Origin of the sequence: Nitrosospira sp. Nsp14, assembly GCF_900113575.1 — a bacterium.
Taxonomy (GTDB): Bacteria; Pseudomonadota; Gammaproteobacteria; order Burkholderiales; family Nitrosomonadaceae; genus Nitrosospira.
Genome location: NZ_FOPV01000027.1, coordinates 1 through 22,709 on the forward strand (window position 1 = coordinate 1; position 22,709 = coordinate 22,709).

Below are 22,709 nucleotides of genomic sequence, written 5' to 3' on the forward strand. Positions count from 1 at the left end.
CCGGCTCAAGGATAAACGCAAAGCCGGGCATGTAAAGGTCAAGGCTTAGTAAAATTAAATGTCCGGGTGGGTCAGTTTTATTCCGGCCAAATAACCAAAAAGTGGGTCAGTTTTAAACCGGCGTTGACAGATTCTTTATGTAGCCGGGAAAAAGAGTCATTTGGCTCCATATTTCTCTGGATACCTGCCTGGACATAAATGAAGCCGAGAATACTGTCATTGTGCTGTCGTTGGATCTGTACCATGAGCCTTCCCCCTCCCTGTATCTCCGATTACCTTGGCGTCCATCGTAGCCTCGGCTCCCGTTAGGACCAGTTTTTTTGCAGGTAACATTGAGATTTTAGATTCAGATGATGGAATACGCTCTGTCGCATCGCTTTTGTAAGCGACCCCTGGGACCACGCTCTGCCGTGCAGAGTATGTGGAATTATCGAAGGAGCATGTCGTGGAGATGTTTACGGAGAGTTTCGAAGATCATCTCGACATATCTGCTGCTTTTTCTTACGTTGACTACGGGGAGTACTGTGCTGCTAAGTACGACGTGGTGAAGCTTGCTGAGGACAAGGTGGTGAAGCTAATCAAGGCAAACCTCGGGGACCTTGGGATTTTCTTCCAAATGAGGATGTTGAGCACATCTTGGAGCCGTTCGACGTAGTCGATGAGCTGGAGAGCTATTTCGAAGCCTTTGGCGACGGTAATGATAGGGAGCCCAGGAACCGGCTGTGGTTGCTATTGATGAAATCGATGATGTATTTGAAAGAAGCTGACGTGCGATTTTGGTTAGGGTTTTTGGGTGCCTTCTTAAAATCTACCTACAGCCATTTATCAACTGCGTTATTGACCGAGCTCTCACTGCGCAACCAGCGGGGTAAGATTAGTCATAGAGGTGAATGTACCGGAATGTACCTAGCGCGTCGCCTGCGTGTCCCATGCACCTGCGCTTATAGCCCCCCCACACGCCGCAAATGCCTTGGCCATACAAAACGCACATAAGCTCAAGGAACTGAAAGCGGACAACTTACAGCTGACAAAGATTGTAGCCGAACGGTCCTGGTAATCGAGGGTTTAAAGGAGATTGCAACAAAAAATGGTAACTCCCGCAACCGCTTGTACTTCAGAATGACGTCAGTCTAGTCCAAGCGCGAATAGCATTAAACATACTGAGCCGCTACAAAAAATCGCTGTTAGTATTACGTGACTAGTCAAGGCAAGACTACCCTTGAGCAGGGCTCGTTCATCGCATGGGTAGGCTGTTTCGTTTGTTGCTATCAACTGGTTTAATACAAGAACTTATGAACATTCCTTTCTATTGGGACCTGTGAGGTTGCTAGTACGATTGGTATCGTAAGGGTTGTGTGGCCATTAGGAATATTCGGTATGGTCTGGTTACTAACGTAGTTATAGGAGGGGAAATGACTTGGATAAAACATATATTAATAGCAACTGCACTCTCTCTAAGCTCGCTTTCGGTTTCAGGCACCGATGCTCCTATCTCGCCCAGGACTTCTGCAAAACTTGAGCAAATTAAACTCCCCTCATTTATAGCTGAAGCACCGAAAAGATCTGAAAATTTGGATGAGCCTAAAAAACCTAAGGACCCCGGCGACAAGAGCTGTCTCGACGTGTGTGACGACGAACTGGATACTTGCAAAAAAGAAGGTAAATCAATTCTAGTATGCAGTACTGCTCATCAAAAATGCGTTCTTGCGTGCGATGAACTATAAAAGTTCTGGCATCCACTATGTGGAGTGCTAGTTTTGGTGAATGGTCCTTCTCGAGTGTAGTCCAGGGGATTGGTGAAAGATGATTGTATTTAAGGCAATCGTTGGAAATGGCGTATGCAATTAACATTCTTAGTCTCTTAGATGCATCGCTTGCACGCTGTACGATGACCATACGGCAGCTTAGTACCCCCGGCTCACTGCGGTATTTTCTCGTACGGGCAGGATATTTTTGTCTAAAGAAAAGGAATTAACAAAATGAATAAAGAAAATTGTCCGGCGCTATCATGGTGAACATGGGCTCTCTTTTCTTACTCACAACCACCACACCGATTTTGTCTGCCAGTGGTTTTGACTCCTGTAACAAACTGCTGACCACAGGCCTTAATATTAATTGGCGGTTAGCAACGAAGGTTATAGAATCAAACCTGACATTATTAGGGAGGAGACCATGACCAATCAAAGAACCTGGATACGTCCGGCTGAGTTGCCCTGATCAAGACGCTGAGCGCCAGCTAGATGGGGTTCATTTACACAGTTTAGCGGCCGCGCTCGTTACGGAACGGCAACGTGAGGGTGCAGCTCCGGCAAAGGCCAGGGGAACGGCTTACAAGGGGAGAAAGCCCGGCGCTGAATGCAAAAAGAACTGCTCAGCTTTGCGAGCACGTCGAAGCGGGAGCTAAACGGACGAGGCTGGCGAAGGAGTTCGGAACATATCGAAAGACTTTGCCAATTTATGCGATCATTGGATCGAATCATCGACACAAGGATTTTCAGTATTCAAGTCAGTTTATCTGACAGCTTCTATATTGTTCCCAATAGTTTGAAAATTAATGATGTTAATGTTCATAAGTAGCTGCGTTAGTTCTCTGAACTGTGTAATTTTCGCTGCGCAATTACACAGGAATTACACAGACATTTTTAACCAACTCACCAGTCCGATACCTCGCTCGTATCATATGATGGGTAATCCTGGCACGCTGCGACGCTCGAGTCTGGGAGGGGAGTCGAAAGAAGCCTTGCAACCTAAAAGAATCGAACTCTAAATTTCGTCCAATATAAATTTACCCGTATTTTTACCCGTTCTAAACATCGCTGAACTAATTGCGCCTCCCGGATAGTGATTAGAAGTGAATTAGCTCGAGCCCAAAAAGCTTTCAGCCTGTTAACCGCAGGTCCCAGGTTCGAGCCCTAGTCGGCACCGAAATACATCACATGTGTTTTGGTGCATCTGTACAGCCGATCATTTCCCTACTGAGCCAAATCGACTCAAGGCTGATCGTGAAAAGGTTAGGCAAGGAGCGACTGCATATCGTTCAGGTATTGCTTATATGATTTCCATTGGATAAGACTCATCACATTGGTCGCGTAGCTGGTGAGATACGGGTTGCTTATATCAAAAGCAGGGTCAGCTACAAGTTCTCGCGAAGGATAACCGTGCGATGTGGCAAGACGGGCAAACACTGTTGCGTTTGGCTCGCGTAACTGCTCATCGTTGAAATGGGTATGTTGGTTTCTGGCAGCATAAATGATGAGACCAATAGGTACTGTTCTTACTTTTCGACCGATGCAGAACTTGGCTAGGCGAGGGTTAACAACTTGAGCCCACTCGGGTGGCAATTCTCTATTCACTGAGTAAATCTCAACTGCCTTAACAGCAATCTGCAAAACTGCACCGCAAAGCGTGTCTAGCGCAAAGGACTCGGCAATGAACTCTTGTTCAGCGGTTCGGGCGGTAGCTATTTTTTCCGCGTTTGCGACAGTCCATGCTCCGTACTCGGCATCTTGAGCAGGGCCACGGGGCGTTGATGTTACGAAAACGACACTTGTGGCTTCATGAAGTACGTTTAAGTATGAATCGATGCCATCGAACAAGTGGCAGACCGCACTTTCAGTAAGCTTGAGGTACTCCTTGGCCGATCGCATGGTATAAACCTACCCCATACTATTGCGAGTATGGTATTAGCCAAAACATTCCCGATCGTTTCCAGTTTAGCCACTTACTTGTACGCCGGTAAAAGGCCCTTGGGCTGCCGGAGTTCAGGGTTCTCATTATCAAAGACATGACTACCTTAAAAAAAATGAAGAGTATTAGAGTTACCGGCGGCTCTACTTAAGACCAACTGGGCGCTAAGGGCTTGCAGACCGTGGACCGATCTCGTTGGTCTACAAATTTAGGGAATTGCTGTCTTGCCCACATGAAAAAGCTTAAGATTTCATATGGATTTGCCCAGGGTCGAAAAATATTCATGTGAAAAAGGAAACAGCATGGACCCAAAGAACCAAATTTATAACCGCGCACCACCCTTCCCCATAATGCGTTCCTGAAACGTGCAGAAATGGGACGTTATACTGCCGATTCAAATCCCCGTATTGTAAATACCATTTCTGCTCATAATACGGATGCTCGGCTAACACTTTCCACTCTATCTTTGCGTGTCTCGCATGTAAAATTTTATTACATGCTTCGCGGGCGGTTAGTATTTGTGACCCTTTTGAGTTCTCCAACTCTCCAACTCCTAGAGGATTTTGTTTTTGATGCTGTGCAAGAGTGTCGAACTCGTCGTCTACAGCGCGGACCATAGCCGCCAGCGCAACCATCTGATGTTTGAAAATTTCCTCACCCACCGATGATAACATCGCAAAACCATCGGGCTGACCGTCTGGAGGTGCGTATTTGGAGAGTTCCTCGCAACCATAGAGCGCTGATAGCGCCATGACTGCATGTTCTTTGATCTTTGTATCGCTCGCAATAAATGGTGATGGATACATTTCGCCCAAGGTTAACAAAAAATCACACGTCCATTATGCTTACCAAACAATCCTCGTCTGGCGTGCACTTCTCCCTTATCTTCTGGCTTTCTACGTCATTGCGCTGCACCGGCCATCCAGACATTCCTCACTCTAGTTTGGTCTGCCTTCCGGAACGGTTGTCTAGGACACGATTGACGGGGTCTGACTTAGATTCTCATAAATACTGATTACGTTTGGCGGGTCGTATATGCTACAGGCAAACCCGCGCTTGAGCCTTGATACCATCCCTTCGGTGAGCACCGCGACGCACGTCTGCTGGCGATGTTTCGGCTTTTTAGTCATCAGCCCGCAATCTTTCCTGCGTCCCGACTAGCATTTAAATCCCCGCCGTTGGGTGGCGCCCCCCGTAATGCTGGCTGATCCACTTATCGAGGAAGTGACATAAGAAAATAATCCGTGAGCTCAAAAAGGCGGTCCGCCGGGTCCTCGCCGCGCTCCTTCATGTGGAGCATTTCGCAGACCTGTTTATCGTCTAGAATTAGTATGAGGTTTCCGTGTTCTCGCATTGCTCCCTGAAGCATGGTTATCGCGCCTTTGTCTGCGCCGACCCGGGTGAAAACAATGGCGACTCGTCTCAACCCCGTGCTGAAGAGATATTTCTCCGTTGTCAGAATTTGGCCCTGTTTGATCTGCCCCGTGTAGTTCTTGAACTCAAAAAGCACATACCTGCTGCTTAGATGATCCACGAGAAATTTCCAAAATTCGGTTCTGGATTGAATGCGGCAAATATAGTCGAAGCGATTCAGCCCATCGTCTGTCCTAACTTGACGATGCCAACCGTGAAGATCGTTCGGAAAGAGGTATCTAAGAAGTTGCTCGCAAAGCTTCTCGTAAGCTGCCCAAGATGCCCTGCCACGTTTCAGCAACTTAACTTCATTGCACAGCTGACGCCCTCTTGTATCCTCTGCGCGTACAGCTTGGGTTGGCAGCCCTGGTGAAGCAAATAATGATCGAGGCTCGGCAAAATTTTCTCTAGGGGCGGCCGGGTCAACCTCAAGAAACGCGGTTAGCTCATCAATCAACTCCGGCGAGTCAGCCGCCCAGTCAGTAAGTGCGGCTCGGTCCACAAAGGTTAGGCTGAATCGCTGTTCCAGTGACTTTTGCAGCGCTGAGGGTAGCACACAGGAGACGACCAGCATGCCCCTCGCTGCTTCTGCATGAAGCCCCTGTATTACTAACCTAGACGCCGCCGCTTCTAGCAAGGTTACTTGAGCCCGTGCCGTGCGATAGAACTTAACTTCAATTGCCCAAACATCGTCCGAAAACTTCGCAAGGAAGTCGCAACCTCCATCTCTCTGTTGAGCTGCAGAAGGCAGGAACTCATATCCTTTTACTTCTAGGATTCGCCGCACCAGATACTCAAACCGAATAGCAGTTGTTTGCGATTGAATCATCGTGCAAATAGACGTCGACGTAACAAAAGACCGAGCGCAGGTATAAAATTAATCGCGCGTCATGGGTGTAATTGACGCGTGTGCAGCGTTACGATACCTGACTGCTGGCAGCATGACACCAGTTTATCCAACTCAGCAGTATTTACCACTGTACCGAAGTACACCAGAGAATCAGTATGGGTATTCGGGGTTTTAAGAATGGAGGAGAAAGCGCCTAAAGCGAGTGCTGCAGGATTTAGAATCGGGAAATGAACTAGTGACGAACTTGGACATACCGCATGATTTCGCGCATCAGTAATCATGACCTTACCTATCAGCCACCGATCTAAGTTGTAAGTTTGTCAGATTCAGGCTCAGCTGTTCAGTAAGTGATGCCATCCTTCCAGTCCTCCGTTCCGTCATTGCATACTTGCTCGCCAGCAACGTCTTTCCTCTGGCACTTTCCTCTGGCACCGTGAACAGGACCGTGGAGTAGCACTCCTTGCGTTCACTCTCAGCGGGCAAAACTTTGGACTCTACCAGAGGATAGGCGAATATATTCTTGCGAGGAAAAATGATAGAAGTTAAATTTATCTCCACTTCTCACGATCATTACGGTATGACTTTCAATCTTTCTTCCTGCTAGACTCTCTTCCTACTCAGCAGACTTCGTTGCTCAGCATAAAAAACCAGCCTCTGCATTAGGCACTCCTTATCCTCAATGTCGAATAATCCTGAAAGTACATTACCGAACAATGGCCACTACCGAAAAGGTGCGCGGTAGAGCATGAGTATTGAAGAAAACTACAATATCAGCTTCATCGCCTCGCTAGCTTTACGCGAGAAGCAAATCCAGCAGAGCTATCGGCCCATCATCGCGGTTCACAAGTGGTTCGCCAGGCGGCCGGGCACACTGTTCCGTGGACTACTGCTGTCAGAGTTCGGGATAGGGCCAGTTGAACAGAATTACTACGAAGCGAATAATTTCGAAGGCAAGACAGTTGCTGATCCCTTCATGGGGGGCGGTATACCGCTGCTTGAAGCGAATCGGCTGGGCTGCAATGTGGTCGGGATGGATATTAATCCGATGTCAGTATGGATTGTCCGCGAGGAAATCGACTCGCTCGACCTAGGTGCCTATGAAAAGGAAACGGCACGGCTCGCGGAACATCTAGAGCAGAGCCTCGGCGACCTCTACAAGACATGCTGCCCAGTGACGGGCCGAAAGGAGGCGAGTGTCAAATATTTCCTGTGGGTGAAGACCGGGATATGTACGGCCTGCGGCCACCACTTCGATCTGTTCCCTGGCTACATTCTAGCCGAGAATGCCCGGCACCCAGCCTATGTACTGGTATGCCATAGCTGCGGCGACCTCAATGAGGTTGAGGACCCACAGAGACTGGGCAAGTGTGGCTGCGGTGTGCAACTCAAGACTGAAGGTGCGGTCAAGCGCAACAAGTGCGCCTGCCCAAAATGCGGACACACTAATGCCGCTCCCTTCCATGGCGACGGTCCGCCCACGCACCGACTCTTCGCGATGGAATATCACAACCCGGAGCTAAAAAACCGACCGGGGCGCTTGTTCAAAAAGCCTGATGCCGACGACTTGGCGCGCGCCGCGACTGCGAGTACAACCTGGAAGCAACTACGTTCGTGCTTCGTGCCGGACGATGCCATCCCCGAGGGAGACGAAAGCTCTCGCCTTCACCGTTGGGGCTATAAACACTTCCATGAGCTGTTCAATGAAAGGCAGCTGCTCGCATTGGAAACGAGCGCGCGCTTCATCGCGGGCGTGAAAGACCAGCGCGTGCAACGGGCGCTGGCTACTAACTTTTCCGACCTGCTGCGGTATCAGAACATGTTGTGCCGCTACGATACGATGGCGCTTAAGTCACTCGATGTGTTCTCGATTCACGGCTTCCCGGTCGGCTATGTGCAAGTGGAGTCGAATTTTCTTGGGCTCCGAAACGCGGGTGGCAATCCTGTTGGCTCCGGTGGCTGGGTTAACATAACGGAGAAGTACACTAAGGCTAAGCGGTACTGCAGTGCCCCCTTCGAGGTGGCTTTCGACGGCAAGAAGAAAACGACACACTTCATCGCCGGGGAGTGGATTGGAGGGAAACATCCCCGCTGCCCGGATGCACCACCGCGTGGGATTGACATCCGTTGTGCCTCATCAACCGAGACTGACCTTGAACCGAGTAGTCTCGATGCCGTGTTCACTGACCCGCCTTATTTCGGTATGGTGCAGTACGGTGAATTGATGCAGTTCTGTTATGTCTGGCTACGTAAGCTGATGGGCAAAGAGTTCCCTGGTCTGGATCTGGAGACAACACGGCATGCTAACGAGCTGACCGGCAACGAGACCGCAGATCGCGACATCAGGCACTTTGCTGAGGGATTGGCAGCGGTCTACAAGCGAATGGCCATGGCGCTGAAACCTGGAGCGCCACTGGTATTTACATATCATCACAATCAACAGACTGCTTACTTGGCCGTGGCAATGGGTATCCTTGATGCAGGTCTTACCTGTTCAGCCTCGCTGCCTTGCCCCGCTGAGATGAGCGGTTCGATTCACATTCACGGCACCGGCTCATCCATCGTCGATACGGTGTTCGTGTGCCGAGACCGAGGAACGACACCACGCTGGATGTTAGTGACGGATGCCGCGCAGCTTGCCCGGGTGATAGCGCACGAACTGACCGAGCTGTGTGCGGCCGGTATGAAACCCACGCTTGGTGATATACGGTGCATAACGTTCGGCCACATCACACGAATGGCAATATGGGGTCTTCGGCCGGAGTGGGATGTTACGCAACCAACAGCGGTGAAACTTGAAGCAATTCGGGCCGCAATGGATGCGCTTGCAACGATGGACGAAGTACGCGCCGCCCTGGATAAAGAGAAGGCAATCACGGCAATGGGCATTAAGGTACAGAACAAAGAGAACGCGGAACAAGCACATGCCGTTGCGTTTTGACCTGGACTACAACAATCCCGACCTTAAATTTGAGCCTCTCGTCGATGAAGTTTTCGGAGAACTGCAATCTAGCTTTCTGGAAATGCCGCGAGGGGACGGATTCACTGACTACGCAACCTTCGAAAGGGGTTATCAGGCCCTTAAGCGCGCAACTAACGATTTTACCGACGTAACAACGGCCAGTATCGAAGCGGCTGTCCTGGTGGCGCCCATTTCCTTCATTGTATTCCGAGCGATTCTCGGCTTCACCCCGCCCGAATGGGCTCATGTGACGACAGAAAGAACCGGTGTACAGGTCGATCAAGGTGCAGCTCGTACGATGGACCGCAAAATTCGGCTCAAGCCGCTAACGCCTCGAGCGTTGGGAACGACGCTCGGTGATCAGAGGTTGCGGGCGATGATCAAGGCAGGAGTGGAAACCTTGATAGTAGGGGCAGGCGTTGCACCTGACAACCCTGCGTTAGTGCACAGGCTCGACAAAATCGACACAAAGGAAGGCATCAAGAGCTTACAGCCCATTGCCGACTTGGGCGTGCCTTATGCCATGCTGCTTTACGAGCGCTTACTCGGGCGGCCGTTCGCATCCCATCGTGACGCGGTGAGCGAGCGCGTCGGTGAAGTAGTCGAGGGGGCAATTAAAGATGTGCTTACGGATGCGAAGGTGAGTTTTCGTGAAACGAAGCGTGCTGAGCGCATTAGAGGATTTGATCAGGCTCCCGACTTCATCATTCCCGACGAGTTTAATCCTGTAGCACTCATTGAGGCGAAGCTCACCGAGGACGACGGCACGGCTCGCGACAAAGTCGCGCGCGTTCAACGGCTACGTACTCTTCGTGAGCAGAGCGGCAAGGACTACGATGTAATCGCCTGCATTGCAGGACGCGGTTTCAAAGTACGCCGAGAGGACATGCGACGGCTTCTTCAAGCAACCGATGGAAAAGTATTTACTCTGGCAACAATACCGCTCCTGATCGAGAACACCCGTATCCGCGAATACAAGACTAGATAAAGACCCCAAGAGCTTCCTATTCCCGGGGATAAATTCAGCCAATTAGAACTACATATTTCCATTTTTACTGGATGTACTGGTAGGGGTCCAATAGAGAATAAGCCGCGATAAAGCCGAAAATGACACGTAGCGGCCTGGGCCTATCACGGCTGCTATCCGTCAATTGGGGCCTAAAGTTTTCCAGCGACTCGACCTGTTTACCGCATGCTGCGCTACTGGCTAGCTCAAAACATCGCGCACCGACCTTATTGCTCCACAATGAAGGAATCGTTGTCGTACCCCAACCTCGGATTACTGCGAAAATTATCGTGTTCGGCTCGCCGGTTAAGAGCCGATCTCACCAGCCTTCGCACTCATGGATTGTTCCAACAACCTGGGCTCTGCGAATCGAAAAACCTCAGGGCGGTACCTGCTAATGATCGGCTAACAACCTTGACGACCTGATGACAGAATGCTTGTTGATCCGCATCTGGTTGACCAGTGAATACCGAGACTGCCAATCGTTTTGGCGGATTCACCGAGATGGCATCGAGTACATGCTGGTCCCGCTCATCAAAGCTCCATCCATACACCACCAGACTCTCCCCGAGTGCGGGTAAAACCTTCTCATACACGTTCGTCAGGTAATGGCTTCGGCCGATAGCCGCAACCTTCTCCTTGCTCGTTCCTTCGCTGACAAATACAGGCACGTAGTCGCCAAACGACCATGTCTGGGTGATCGTTTCGAGCAAATCGCCCATCGCTCCAGTGGATAACGCGATCTTTATCTCGCTGCCAATATAGTCGCGCGCGACCGACAAGCTACCATGCGGATAGAACACCAGTGTTGCTCCTGCCGTTTGCCCATGCCGTTTCCGCAGATATTCCCAATCCGTCTGGAATTTACCGCGATGGAAGGCGTCCTTGAACCAGCTGCCGTTAGCTGCATTGAACAACAGCACGGCCCAGTACAGGGTAAGGTCGTAATTCAGGTTGACTAAAGTTGGGAAAGCGCTTGCGAACGCACCAACCCTTTGGAGATCTGTTGCGACATCGGCATGTACCGGATGCACACTGCGTACCGCTTCGATCAGTGCTGAACGTACTTCCGCATAGGCGGCAGAGATATCGGCCGATCGTGTCCTCAAGGCCACGTTGACGTGCTCCGCATACCAGCAAGCGAGCAGCACATGCTCGAAATCTGTCGTCCCTAGCTTGGCGAATAGTGGTGCGGTGGTTGGAAGCAATCCCTTTGCGCCAGCAACACTGTGAAGCGTCGGGTAAGCGAATTCCTTGTGAATGGCGATACTGGCGCCGTTTCCAAGGAGGATGGCGCTCCAGTTGTCTTTACTGATATTCGCCCACGTATCGATTTCGATTCTGTCCATGATAAGTCACAGGTCTGTCTTGAATGGTCGCCTAGTGGCAACAACTACGATCGGATTTCAACGGGCGAGGGCGTCAGAAGCCTGGCTATTTTCCGATCTCTGTGGCTGAGTTAGCTATTGGACTTAGGTACACCTGACGCAGAGTATGGTTATCCGAAACCCTTTAAGGAATGGAGTTAAAATGCCTTTCTTAAAAATGGTCGTTTTTCGGAGATATCGGCCGGGTAGAAAAACTCGCGGTTCCAGCCCGTTTTTGACCTCCCACAACTATCTCTTGAAAGTCTCTCTCCCATAAGCTATAGTTGAGATGAGTTTCAGGAGGATTACCTTTTATAGAGGGAGTGAGATGAAGATTGGTTATGCCCGGGTCAGCACCCAGGAGCAGGATCTGGCCCTACAACTCGATGCCCTGGCTAAAGAGGGGTGCGAGAAGATTTTCCAGGAAAAAGCATCGGGTGCGCAGCGGGATCGGCCAGAGCTGCAAGCCGCCCTTGGCTATATGCGCAAGGGCGACACATTGGTGGTGTGGAAACTTGACCGGCTTGCCCGTTCGATGAAGCAGCTCATAGAAACCATCGAATCGTTTCAGGAACGAGGTATAGGGCTTAAGTCCGTTCACGATCCAATCGACACGAGCTCACCGAGCGGGAAACTCGTCTTCCACATCTTTGCTGCGCTGGCAGAATTCGAACGCGGCGTCATCCGCGAACGGACCACGGCAGGCTTGAGAGCGGCGCGGGAACGAGGTCGTGTGGGCGGCAGGCCTCCATCACTTTCAGTCAAGGACCTTCAGGCAGCCAAGGCGATGCTCAAGGATTCTGATATTACCGTTGCTGCCGTCGCCCGGCGATTGAACGTGGCTGCCTCCACGCTATACCGCCATATTCCCCATGCTAGAAGTGCAACCCTTCAAGGGGAAACGGATACGTAAGAGAATGATGTAGGTAAGTTTTATTACCATGCTGACGGAGTTCTTAAGCCTGGGTGGATAAGCGGACCCCTAGGCGTCGAATTGCTGAAATCGGGCCGTTTTATGAAATGATGCTTGAAAAAACCGGGCTATTGTAGTACGGCGAAATATCAACGAGCCGAAACTCGTGCTCCAAGAAAACCAGATACTTGTTCTGGCGAGATCAGGTCCCGATAAGCTGATGGAATAGTTACCCAATGAATATTGTACGTTCATGCATATTCGGATAGACGCTTGCCAATTTAGCAAACGGCGTAGTACATACCCGCTCTATTGCTACTTGATGCATTTGCTCGGCTTCCTCGTACGTACCGCACAGCATTTCAACCAACTTTGTCTCCCTTGAGAGATCCGAGGCGCGGATTGACGTCGCAAAAAGTAGGGGACCATCGCCCCCAAGCCAGTGCGTCCTTCCGTTATATCTCTCGTCCATGAATAAAAACATTGTTGTGATATCTAACCCGCGTATACAGTCTTTTGCTATCTTGCCGTAGATTGGAGCGTAAAAATACACATCTCTCTCGTCATAACAGCGGACCGGCGTTCGCCCTTCAAGCAAGTACAGCTCCCTTCCGTCCTCCTCTGTTTCTTTTTGCTGTTCAGGTCGCGGTCCATCCGGCAGCTCCATTATCATCGCCGTGATTTCGTCGGTCGATTTTGCCAGCCTCAGTCTTCTCGTCCAGTCCTCGTTGTCGAAAGCCATTGAACCACCTCCAGAAGTTTCTTATACCCTCGTCAGTCGGGTGTATCCGTTGGCCGACACTGTTGGCCGTGGGATACATTTTGCCATCGACAACTGTTCTATCCGAAAGATTATGGCTGAACGCCCGGCGGTTGCGAAGGTCGTCCGTGCTATGAACAATGGCTTGGTCAAGGGCCGCGTTGTCTTGTGTGCGGCGGGGATTATATCCGCCACTGTCAATAAGCCAATCGCGGCCTTTGGGTTTTTGTAGCAGCACTCCTTTCCAAACCCGGCAATATCGAAGTATCAGCCCGCCCCCGGCAGCTCGTCCAGTCCCCGGTATAGTCGACTCCCCCAGACGCCAGAATGCGCAAAGGCTTTTCTCTCAAGCATGGTCGAACTGCACGCTCGGCCTGGGCTTGCTGCGCATGCCTTCTGCATCACAGTCAGACACAACTTCAAATAATTTTTCGTTTAAGCCTCCTTTATTTCGCAGTCGCTTAGATGATGATCTAAATTGATATTAGGAAGAAAGCTTGAGGAGCGGTACCACTGGAACCCACTGGAAGAACGAGCGGCCGCAAAGTCAAGAAGGGAAAGCGAACTTGAAAAAATTCGAGAAGCAGCTTTTATTGTTGTGGCAGATGTTTTGATTGATCGGTGGTAGGTTCGGACGTGTATCTATAAAAAAACCGGCTACTGACGGAACCACTCGAATAGCGAGGCAGGTATAAATCTGCTCACTATTTGTTTGGGTTTCCGGCGGCGCGCCGAGAGGAGGTTATTATGGCTCGAGTAAAGACAGGCATGTATTTCGTCATGCTATATGTTGCTGTCCTACTTGTTTCGGCCGGGGCAGGTTTCGCAGAAAACAACCACGATATGGAAGAAGAGCACGAGCAGGATGTAAAGGAAGGGCGTGGACAAGGTGTGGAGGAAGGACGCAACATCTGGTTCAAGAGCACGTTTGGTGGGGAGCGTTTTTTCAGCCTTATTTTGCCTGGTCCTCCCTTCAATCTTCCGCTCGGTTTAGATCAAATGCTAACCTCGCCACGCAAATCCCGTTTCGACGAATTTGGTGTTATTAATGATCCGGACTGTACTCCGGGTGATGCCACGACCGGGTTCTACGACCGGTGTGCGGACCCCGAATCAGCGGGTGTCATTGGAATCCGCAAATTCCCTAACCCTTCCGGAGGGCCTCCACTCATTGGGGTTACCTGTGCCGCCTGTCACGCTGGGTTTGATCCTGTTCATCCCCCTTCAAACCCGAATGATCCGCAGGATAGAAACATCCACCCCACTGTAGGAAATCAGTATTTGCAGATTGGAAAGATTTTCAGGGCACGCCTCTCACCGCACGACCCTCGCTACCAGGTTTTTTCCAGTTGGGCACACGGCACGGTAGACACCACGGTACTGGAAAACGATCACATCAACAATCCGGGGATGATTACACCAATCTGGGCAGTTCCAGATCGTCCATTCTTCAATGTGACCGTCAATGGAGAGGCAGCTCGCGTCCACCGTAATGGGCAGGGGGGCGAGGATGATGCAGGCTGCGAACTGGCCACACTCCGTGTCTATTTTAACATCGGCATGTGCGCCAGGGAGTGCATGGTGGACCACCTGGCCAACGGCCCCAATGGGAGCCAAACACCCATTGATCTAGCAGAATGCAGGAATACTTGCCCCGAGTTCCAGCAGGCAGAGGAATCCGTGGGAAAACTCTGCGCTTTCCTCCAGACCCCCCGTCCTCCCCGATTGGTGAAGGCTCCGAGCGGCGTTCACTTTATTGACCAGAAGGCCGTTCCAAAGGGCAAGGAGATCTTCTCTCACTCTTGCGCGTCATGCCATTCAGATGGAGACCGCTCGCGAAGGCACAACGTTCTCTCCGACGATTTGATTCTCCCTTTCTTGGATATAGGCACGAACAGTTGTCGTGCACGCACTACTAACTGGATGGCCGGACACATCTGGGCGGCATTTTCGTCGGACCAATACAAGGGGCGGCCTGGCGACGGCCCCGGTTTCTACCGCAACATGCCGCTTGTCGGCATATGGGCTACTGCCCCTTTCTTCCACAATAACAGGCTGGGCCGCGTTGTGGGCGATCCATCAGTCGCCGGACGAATTGCAGCCTATGAGAACGCGATGGATCTACTGCTGAATCCTGAAAAACGAGACGAATCAACCTCGATTCAGCGGACTAGCGAACCTGTACAATTACCAACGCCATCCGGTGTCCTTACACTTCCGGCAGGGACCCCTGTTGCCGAGTTTGCCAATATCGACCCCAACAGCGGTGTCAATCTCTGCCCGGATTTGATTGAAAACCAGGGACACTACTTCGGGGCAGAACTTTCCGAGGAAGAAAAATATGCGCTGAAGGAATTCCTGAAGACGCGTTGATACCGGGTATTGCGCAACGATTATAAAGTGGTCAAACAGGACGCGCTGTTTCACGTCTGGAACGGGGCCTCCTGCTCGGGAAAGGGAGGATGAGATGCAGACCTCTCGGCCATATTGGGATCTGTGCAAAAAGCTCTTTCACGCAAGCAGGCAAGGCAGGGTTTGCCGATCAAAATCCGGGCCCTCGGGAAACTCGTGCTGCCAAGGCTCAAGAAACGGACGAATTTTCTTCGCCATTGAATGAACCAATAAGGACAGAAATATGACCGCAACCAAAAAGATACTTATCGTGGTTACGAATGATGACGAATTCGAAAAGGTGGGATTCAGGACCGGATTGTGGCTCAGCGAGCTGATCCATTTTTGGGAGGTTGCCGAGGAGGCAGGTTACCAAATGGACATCGCTAGCCCTTCTGGTGGGAAAGTCCCCATCGATCCGGAAAGCCTCATCATTCCCGAGATGGCTAATGCAACCGGTCTGAAAGGCGAAGTCTCTAAGCGGTACGAAGACAGGGCCTTCATGAACCTGCTGGATAACACGCTGAAGGTGTCGGACGTGGACCCGACGGCATACGATGCTATTTACATGGCGGGGGGACATGGAGTCATGTTCGATTTCCCTAAAAGCGTGCCCTTGGCAGAGTTGATCGCCAAGTTTTATGAATCCAACAAAGTTATTTCAGCTGTATGCCACGGACCGTGTGGATTGCTGGAAGTAAAGCTCAGCAACGGCGAGTACCTCATCAAAGGTAAGAATGTGACGGGCTTTTCATGGAATGAAGAGCTAATAGCAAAACGCGATCGTGCGGTTCCGTTCAATCTCGAGGAAGAACTGCGAAGGCGGGACGCCGAATACAGCAAGGCGTTGGTACCCTTTAACTCACATGTCGTGGAGGATGGCCTATTGATTACTGGCCAAAATCCCGGAAGTGTTCGTGCCGTAGGAAAGGCCGTAGTCAAGAAACTCGAAGCGATGACACAAGAAGCTACGACTTCACGACCAACTTAGAAAGGCGCCTGGGGAAGCACTTTTTGTCACCACTTGCCGGGAAAACCATTGAGCCATCAGCAAAGTGGCATATGCCCAAGGGCTGGTCACAGTCGAGGAGTATCCTAGCTTCAGTGCTTCTCCTCGCCCAGTCCGCTACAAACGGTTCCCAGCAAGCCGACCAGGGTCTCCATGCCGTCGGTCAGGAGCTGTGCCTGAGCCTCGTTAGGTTCGGGTATATCCACTAACGCCAGCGTCTCGTCCAGTGGTAATTCTCCATATCTTGCTCTGTAGTGAGCAAGATTGAGTGCGAGTAATCTAGAACATTCGGCAAGCTGTTCTTTCGACGCCTTCTCGATTAGCATATCAGCCAGTTTGTAGTACTGTTCAAATATCGATAGGTCAGCCATACCTTATCCCTGCTCAAATGCCACACTTTAACTCAGCATTGAAATTCACACTCGTTGCATTATGTGTCCTCTACCTATCAGCTGCACAGGCTGCATCCTTCAGTGGCAAAGTGGTGGGCATCGCAGACGGAGATACACTGACGGTTCTGACCGCATCGAAGAAGCAACACAAGATACGCCTGGCTGAGATTGACGCACCCGAGAACGCCCAGCCGTTCGGCACCAAGTCTAAGCAGTCGCTCTCCGATATGTGTTTCGGTAAGGAGGCGGAAGTCACCCCGCTCGTGACGGACCGTTATCAGCGCATCGTCGCGCGGGTTAAATGCGCCGGTACTAATGTGAATGCAGAGCAGGTCAATCGCGGCATGGCATGGGTGTACCGGCGGTACACGAAGGACCATGACCTGTATGTGCTGGAGCATGGCGCGAAAGCAGGCAAGCGGGGGCTCTGGGCGGACTCCTCTCCTACTCCACCTTGGCAATGGCGTAAAAATAGCAATGTGCGGCAGATTTGAGCAGTCGGAGACGCCACGCTATTACGCAGATGCGCTCAGCGTCCATATAAGCGAGCACCTCATGAGGCTGGGAGAAAACAGCCCTTCCTATAATGTCGCCCCTGGACAACGTCCATGGATGATCATGCCCTACAAAGGCGAGCTGCTGTTCATTGGTATGACCTGGGGCTATCGCACTCCAAAGGAAGCCGCTGAGAAGAAGAAACCCTGTATATGCGCCCGAGTGGAGAAGTCGCGGATGGGAAGTTACTTCCGGCACATGTTCAGCGAAGGGCGAGTCATCATTCCTTTTGGCGGATGGTACGAGTGGACGCTCGAAAACGGAAAGAAGCAGCCCTGGTACATTACAAGGAAAGTGAATGAACCGATATTCATGGCTGGGTTGACGAACTTTCGGCCAAGCGTCGAGCAATCCGTCGATACAGGTTTCGTTATCGTGACCGAAGATTCAGGGGCCGGAATGGTCGATGTTCACGACCGAAGACCGGTAGCGCTGGAGCCGGAGGATGCGTTAGCCTGGATGAACCCCGACACCCCGGTTGAAGAAGCCGCACATATCGCGCAGACGAGATCAATCCCGACGGAACAATTCGTCTGGTGGAAGGTCGACCGGGCAGTAAACCGGGTCGGCCCGAACAACAACGGCAAGCACTTGCTAGTACCTGTAAGCGAGAGCGCCTGAAACCGATCGCGCTTTACCGCTAGTCCTTACTTTCCGCCCCCGTTGACCGCAGCCTTGAGCGCTGCACCTGGTTTGAATGCTGCCACCCTCGACGCAGAAATTTGAAGTTCCTCGCCGGTCTTGGGGTTGCGGCCAGTTCGTGCGGCACGATCACGTACTTCGAACGTTCCGAAGCCGGGCAAGGTCAGCGAATCCCCTTTTTTCAACGCATCGGAAATAATTTCCAACATTGCGTTCACCGCACGGTCAGCAGCAGCACTGCTGGAGCCAGTCTTCGCAGCCATTGCAGCAACGAGTTCTTTTTTGTTCATGGCCTGTAAATCACCTTTCAATCAGTTAATTGTTAAAACAGCTCTAGGTCCCCTTTCGAGACAAATGCAAGAATCCCAATGATAAATGCTTCTCTTTATAAAAAGGAGTAAATATCGGTCTTTCAACTCGTGCTAGTCTTGCCGGCGCCTGCTGCTGGAACTAGGATTACTGGGCTTAGTCAAAAAAGGGAGCGAACAGGTTCAGACAGTTCGATTCAGGGAGTTCCACCAAGGGACTCCGCATCAAGTAGTAAAAAGCAGGGAAACGGGAGAAGCATTTTCATTGCTACGTGCAATTTACAACTACGCCTAGGAGGAATTGAAAATGAATACACCGAAATCAGACAAGGACACTCGGGAAAGGCCGCACCTGGACGAAAAAAAGCGTACAAATATGGAAGCACCGGGGGATGAAGAGCTCCGCGGCAGCACTGCCGAGGAAGCAAGGTATGCCCGCGGGGAAACGCGCCCGGATGAAAGGCACGTTGATACGACGGCACCTTATCGCTCGGATGCTGACCGCGCCCTGGGTAACGCGGGCAATACCGTAAGTACGGGCCTTGCCGGCAGCTTAAGGGGCATTGATGAAGTTGAATCCGAGTTAGTCAACGTTGTGCGCAACACCTTGTCGAATACGTTGAGAGCGACAGGCTCCGTCGGTACGGAAGCAGTCGATGTAACGAGGACAACGGTAAGCGCAGCAGCTAGAGGGATAGGCGACATTGGTACTACCGCTGTCACAAGCGTGCGTGACATTCTTCTCAGTATCGTGGGTGGGATAAAGGACGTTGCTAGCGCGGCATTGCCGCAATCGTATCGCGCGGAAGATCGGCTTTCACCTGAGGACCGCGTCCCTCCCAGGGAATATGCTACTTCCCGGCAACGTAACCGGCCGCCAGAATATGTTCCCCCTGCGGAAGGCCACGAACCGGTCTAATCCTGTTCGTATCCATCATCCAACCTTCGCTGCGGCCACGAAAAAAAAAGTGGCCGCAGGATGACCTCAGGCCTGCGATTTCATCGTTTGCGCAATACCTCACGAACTCTCTTGCTCGTAAGCAAGGTCAGGTAGTCCCGGATCCGAGCCCCTGAACGCAGGCGCGAGACCACCACAGAATAAATTTCTTTTACTATTTCCGCAGGGTGCCTTGTTTCCTTCGCAAGTTGGTCAATAGCGGAAAGATCCTCGGGTTCTAACGGGATGCCGTCAGTAGCGACTATGAGGTCTTCATCATCAGGGTCCATAGTTACTCTAAGTCTGGATGTTCAATTAAGCTCTCGCACCCTATACGAGGAGCTCCTGAATTCTTTATAGGCCTGAGTAATTACAGCAGCAAGCTCATGCTCAAAGAGTGAAGACAATTTCTGCGTCAGCTTCTTCCCTCGCCTCTGCTTCTGCCGTGTCTCAATACCTCCGCTGGATCCCTCTGCAACTTCCGACCCCGCTTCCTGAAATGCTCCCGCATATGACCCAAACTAGCAGTTGCTTGTCTATCGGGTGCTGGAGCAGATCATCGATCGTTTGATGCCCTCCCTCCGGCACCGACGAGCAGGGAAGGAGCGAGAGCGGATGAGGCGAAGTGTCCGCCTTTGTGAAGAAAATTGATCAAGAGCTGTCCTATTAGGGTACACCTCAACCATACAACTGCACTTGACACTTTTCCCCTCTTTTTTTGTCAGTTTAAGATTACGAATTATCTTAATCGACAGTCAGCAACGAAGGTCATAGACTCTAACCTGACATTTTGATGGGGAGGGAATCGTGACCAGCGAAACAATTGGATACATCCGCGTAAGTTCGCTTGACCAAAACGCCGAGCGCTAGCTAGATGGAATACGCCTCGAGAAAGTATTCGCCGACAAAGCATCAGGCAAGGATGCAAACCGGCCCCAACTCTAGGCTGCCTTAAATCACATTCGTCCACGGGATACGCTCGTCGTCCAATCCATGGATAGGCTGGCACATAGCTTCGAGGACATGCTCAGGCTTGTCAGTGAGATGAACGATCTTAGCGTATCGGGTATCCCCATCTGCTATGCGGACAACCTTTCCACTCAGAATGGTATCAATCGTCAATACTTGCTATTTGTTGTTTGCATCAATCTCTATGAGTAATGAATGCAACTTTTCTATTTCGACGGGTTTGGTAAGATGATGATCAAATCCGGCATTTTGGGCTCGTTGACAGTCCTCTTCGGATCCCCATCCGGTCAAAGCTACAAGGATCAAGCCATCCATAGTTGAATCGGACCGTAGTTGTCGCGCAACTTCGTATCCACTCATGCCAGGAAGGTCAATGTCGAGGAACATTACTCTAGGTTGAAAGGCATGGGCGACCTTCAAGGCGTCCGGGCCAGTGTGAGCCCGCTCTACCGTATGCCCGGACAACATAAGCAACATGGCGAGTGTCTCAGCACCATCCACATTGTCGTCCACTACCAAAATGCGACGGGGAATAGATAGGCTACGGGAGCGATGGTCTCCAGCGACCAGCGGCCCTCCGATTTTTTGCGTTGCGGCGAGGGGAAGACGGACAGTAAACGTGCTGCCTTTCCCCAAGCCTTCACTTTCGGCGGTAACATGTCCGTTATGCATTTCGACAAGTCGCTTGACGAGCGCTAACCCTATGCCTAATCCTCCTTGTGAGCGATCCAGGGTTTTGCCGACTTGGTTAAATAACTCAAATACCTTTGACAGTGCCTCCGACGTGAGCCCTACCCCGTTATCCCGCACCCGAATGACCACTTCGTTGCCGTTTCTGTCGGCGGATAACTCGATTCGTCCTCCTTCAGGTGTATACTTCGCGGCGTTATTCAGGAGGTTGCTTACTACCTGAGCCATGCGCACTGGATCGGCATCAAACAGGAGCGCCTCTTTAGGGGTCGAAACCAACAGCTCGTGCCGGCTTTCCTCGATGAGAGGCCGGCTCAGTTCAAGCGCTGTATCCAATACTGTGCGGACATCTACCGGCTCTTTCTTGAGCTCAATCTTTCCTCTGGTAATGCGAGAAACGTCAAGCAGATCGTCGATCAGGCGGACCATATGTTCCACCTGCCGCTCCATGATCTCCCGTGTCTTCACTGTTGCATCGATTGAGGGTGCCAGCTTGAGCAGTTCAAGCCCGGTGCGAATGGGGGCAAGAGGATTTCTAAGTTCATGAGCCAGCGTGGCGAGAAATTCGTCCTTGCGTTGATCCTGCTCCCGCACCTGCTCATAAAGATAGGCGTTTTCGATCCCAACAGAGGCGATCGCAGCAAGCTGTACGAGGATCGCTTCGTCCTCTTCGGTGAATTCGCCTTGAGCCTTGTCCGAGAGCTGGACTAACCCGAGGTTCTTCCCTCCGTGACCGATAAGCGGCACCGCGAGCCAGCCCCGCATAGGTGGGTGATTTGTGGCATGTTTTCCAAACCTTTTCCATGCCGGATGGGCTTCCAGCTCTTTTTGGGTCAATCGTATCGGACGATTGGTGCGGCACACCTCGATGTAAATGCCCGATCCATCCGGCTTCTCGGAATAGGCGCGGAAACCGGCATATTTGTCCGACAGTGACACCGCGGTAATCCCCTGAGCCCAGTTTTCCGAAACAGTCAGGGAGGTGACTGCTTGGTGAGCTCCAAGCATAGAGCGAGCCTCTTCGGTCAAAGTCTGGGCAATACTTTCCATCGACAACATTCCGTTTATTGACTTGCTTGCATTGGCCACCTGTGCCAGAAGCGTGGCGCGCTGCTTCTCCGTCGCGAGGAGAGTGGCCATCTGCTCCTCAGATTGCTTGCGTTCGGTGATGTCGAGTAGGTTTCCGGCATATCCGAGGAATTGGCCACCCGGGGAGAAGCGAGGGCGACCTCGGTCGATGATCCACCGGTACACGCCATCGGCCCGCCGCAGACGATATTCCATGGAGAATGCTTCATTCCGCTCGTTTGCCGACAGGAAATGTTTGCCTGCTGCCTCCCGATCGTCCGGATGTACGGCATCCAGCCACCCCAAACCCAAGCCTTCATCCTCGCCCTGGCCAGTGAACTCGTACCACCCTTGTGAGAGGAAAGAGCACGAGCCGCCTGGCTCGGTCACCCAGAGCATGGCGGGGGCGGCGTTGGCACAGTCACGGAACCGTTCTTCGCTTTGCTGGAGGGCCTGCTCGGCCCGCTGGCGCTGCGACACCATGATTGCCTGGTTGGCAGCGAGGTCCAGCAGCAGCCGTTCTTGCTCAGTTGGGAAGTTTACGCGCTGGGAACCAGCAACTAAAACGCCATGCTCTTCGACCAAATCGAACCGAGTGACGGTCGTTCGCAGAGTGCCGGGTCCAAACGGATCACGCACCATAGTAACCGGTGCCAAAGCAACACTCGTCAAGACCGACGCGAGTGGCGCTTTTGCTTCGGAAATGCAGTGGTCGGCATCAGGTCGATGCTTGCTACGTACAGTCTCTGTAAAACCAGAGCCGCCCGGCTGTGCAAGTCGGATGTAGACTAGG

At 51.7% G+C, this 22,709-nt stretch carries 20 protein-coding genes; 11 read left to right on the plus strand and 9 right to left on the minus strand.

All coding sequences use genetic code 11. The annotated features are described in order from the left end of the window. The first annotated feature begins 445 nt into the window (after positions 1–445). Positions 446–655, plus strand: a complete 210-nt coding sequence (locus BM022_RS13975) for a hypothetical protein (RefSeq protein ID WP_091140279.1) — start codon at positions 446–448, stop codon at positions 653–655. A gap of 757 nt (positions 656–1,412) precedes the next feature. Next, a complete protein-coding gene (locus tag BM022_RS15295) occupies positions 1,413–1,724 on the plus strand; it encodes a hypothetical protein (protein WP_143079595.1) in 312 nt (103 codons plus the stop codon). A 1,287-nt stretch (positions 1,725–3,011) separates the two neighbouring features. Here the strand turns inward: BM022_RS15295 and BM022_RS13980 are convergent. The 3 genes from BM022_RS13980 to BM022_RS13990 form a co-directional block, all read right to left on the minus strand. After that, positions 3,012–3,647: a hypothetical protein gene (locus BM022_RS13980; protein WP_091140281.1), complete on the minus strand. Its 636-nt coding sequence runs from the start codon at positions 3,645–3,647 to the stop codon at positions 3,012–3,014. Between the two features lie 321 nt (positions 3,648–3,968). After that, positions 3,969–4,511, minus strand: a complete 543-nt coding sequence (locus BM022_RS13985) for a hypothetical protein (protein ID WP_091140282.1) — start codon at positions 4,509–4,511, stop codon at positions 3,969–3,971. Positions 4,512–4,900: 389 nt separating this feature from the next. After that, the gene (locus BM022_RS13990) at positions 4,901–5,929 is read right to left on the minus strand and encodes a restriction endonuclease (RefSeq protein WP_091140284.1); all 1,029 of its coding nucleotides are present in this window, start codon (positions 5,927–5,929) and stop codon (positions 4,901–4,903) included. Positions 5,930–6,695: 766 nt separating this feature from the next. Between BM022_RS13990 and BM022_RS14000 the strand changes: the two genes are divergently transcribed. Further along, complete coding sequence (locus tag BM022_RS14000; protein WP_177191740.1) at positions 6,696–8,888, plus strand: DUF1156 domain-containing protein; 2,193 nt, start codon at positions 6,696–6,698, stop codon at positions 8,886–8,888. Then, positions 8,872–9,897, plus strand: coding sequence for a hypothetical protein (locus BM022_RS14005; protein ID WP_091140287.1), 1,026 nt, complete (start codon positions 8,872–8,874; stop codon positions 9,895–9,897). The genes BM022_RS14000 and BM022_RS14005 overlap by 17 nt, the downstream gene beginning before the upstream one ends. 353 nt (positions 9,898–10,250) lie before the next feature. Here the strand turns inward: BM022_RS14005 and BM022_RS14010 are convergent, their stop codons facing one another. After that, positions 10,251–11,264 carry a DUF4917 family protein gene (locus BM022_RS14010; protein ID WP_091140288.1) on the minus strand — a complete coding sequence of 338 codons (1,014 nt, stop codon included), beginning with the start codon at positions 11,262–11,264 and terminating at the stop codon, positions 10,251–10,253. Between the two features lie 346 nt (positions 11,265–11,610). On the opposite strand from BM022_RS14010, the gene BM022_RS14015 reads away from it, so the two are divergent. Further along, positions 11,611–12,195 carry a recombinase family protein gene (locus BM022_RS14015; RefSeq protein ID WP_091140290.1) on the plus strand — a complete coding sequence of 195 codons (585 nt, stop codon included), beginning with the start codon at positions 11,611–11,613 and terminating at the stop codon, positions 12,193–12,195. A gap of 229 nt (positions 12,196–12,424) precedes the next feature. Here the strand turns inward: BM022_RS14015 and BM022_RS14020 are convergent, their stop codons facing one another. After that, a complete protein-coding gene (locus tag BM022_RS14020) occupies positions 12,425–12,937 on the minus strand; it encodes a hypothetical protein (RefSeq protein ID WP_091140291.1) in 513 nt (170 codons plus the stop codon). 765 nt (positions 12,938–13,702) lie between these two features. On the opposite strand from BM022_RS14020, the gene BM022_RS14030 reads away from it, so the two are divergent. Further along, on the plus strand, positions 13,703–15,328 hold the full coding sequence (locus BM022_RS14030) for a c-type cytochrome (RefSeq protein ID WP_218146895.1): 1,626 nt from the start codon (positions 13,703–13,705) through the stop codon (positions 15,326–15,328). Between the two features lie 262 nt (positions 15,329–15,590). Further along, entirely contained in the window at positions 15,591–16,337 is a 747-nt protein-coding gene (locus tag BM022_RS14035) for a type 1 glutamine amidotransferase domain-containing protein (RefSeq protein WP_091140296.1), read from the plus strand. Positions 16,338–16,447: 110 nt separating this feature from the next. Here BM022_RS14035 and BM022_RS14040 read toward each other — a convergent pair whose 3' ends face one another. Beyond that, positions 16,448–16,726, minus strand: a complete 279-nt coding sequence (locus tag BM022_RS14040) for a hypothetical protein (RefSeq protein WP_091140298.1) — start codon at positions 16,724–16,726, stop codon at positions 16,448–16,450. 38 nt (positions 16,727–16,764) lie between these two features. Between BM022_RS14040 and BM022_RS14045 the strand changes: the two genes are divergently transcribed. Both BM022_RS14045 and BM022_RS14050 read left to right on the plus strand, forming a co-directional pair. Continuing rightward, the gene (locus BM022_RS14045; protein WP_256209197.1) at positions 16,765–17,241 is read left to right on the plus strand and encodes a thermonuclease family protein; all 477 of its coding nucleotides are present in this window, start codon (positions 16,765–16,767) and stop codon (positions 17,239–17,241) included. Further along, positions 17,225–17,923, plus strand: coding sequence for an SOS response-associated peptidase (locus BM022_RS14050; protein WP_091140301.1), 699 nt, complete (start codon positions 17,225–17,227; stop codon positions 17,921–17,923). The genes BM022_RS14045 and BM022_RS14050 overlap by 17 nt, the downstream gene beginning before the upstream one ends. Before the next feature lie 26 nt (positions 17,924–17,949). On the opposite strand, the gene BM022_RS14055 is transcribed toward BM022_RS14050, so the two are convergent. Further along, on the minus strand, positions 17,950–18,234 hold the full coding sequence (locus tag BM022_RS14055; protein WP_091140303.1) for an HU family DNA-binding protein: 285 nt from the start codon (positions 18,232–18,234) through the stop codon (positions 17,950–17,952). Between the two features lie 325 nt (positions 18,235–18,559). Here BM022_RS14055 and BM022_RS14060 point away from each other — a divergent pair, with 325 nt between their 5' ends. Continuing rightward, positions 18,560–19,171 carry a hypothetical protein gene (locus BM022_RS14060; RefSeq protein ID WP_091140305.1) on the plus strand — a complete coding sequence of 204 codons (612 nt, stop codon included), beginning with the start codon at positions 18,560–18,562 and terminating at the stop codon, positions 19,169–19,171. A gap of 80 nt (positions 19,172–19,251) precedes the next feature. On the opposite strand, the gene BM022_RS16520 is transcribed toward BM022_RS14060, so the two are convergent. Next, entirely contained in the window at positions 19,252–19,479 is a 228-nt protein-coding gene (locus BM022_RS16520) for a DUF3562 domain-containing protein (protein WP_091140306.1), read from the minus strand. A 670-nt stretch (positions 19,480–20,149) separates the two neighbouring features. On the opposite strand from BM022_RS16520, the gene BM022_RS16525 reads away from it, so the two are divergent. After that, on the plus strand, positions 20,150–20,350 hold the full coding sequence (locus BM022_RS16525) for a recombinase family protein (protein ID WP_371264340.1): 201 nt from the start codon (positions 20,150–20,152) through the stop codon (positions 20,348–20,350). Here BM022_RS16525 and BM022_RS14070 read toward each other — a convergent pair. Then, a complete protein-coding gene (locus BM022_RS14070; protein ID WP_177191741.1) occupies positions 20,318–22,573 on the minus strand; it encodes a hybrid sensor histidine kinase/response regulator in 2,256 nt (751 codons plus the stop codon). The genes BM022_RS16525 and BM022_RS14070 overlap by 33 nt on opposite strands. Between the last annotated feature and the right edge of the window lie 136 nt (positions 22,574–22,709).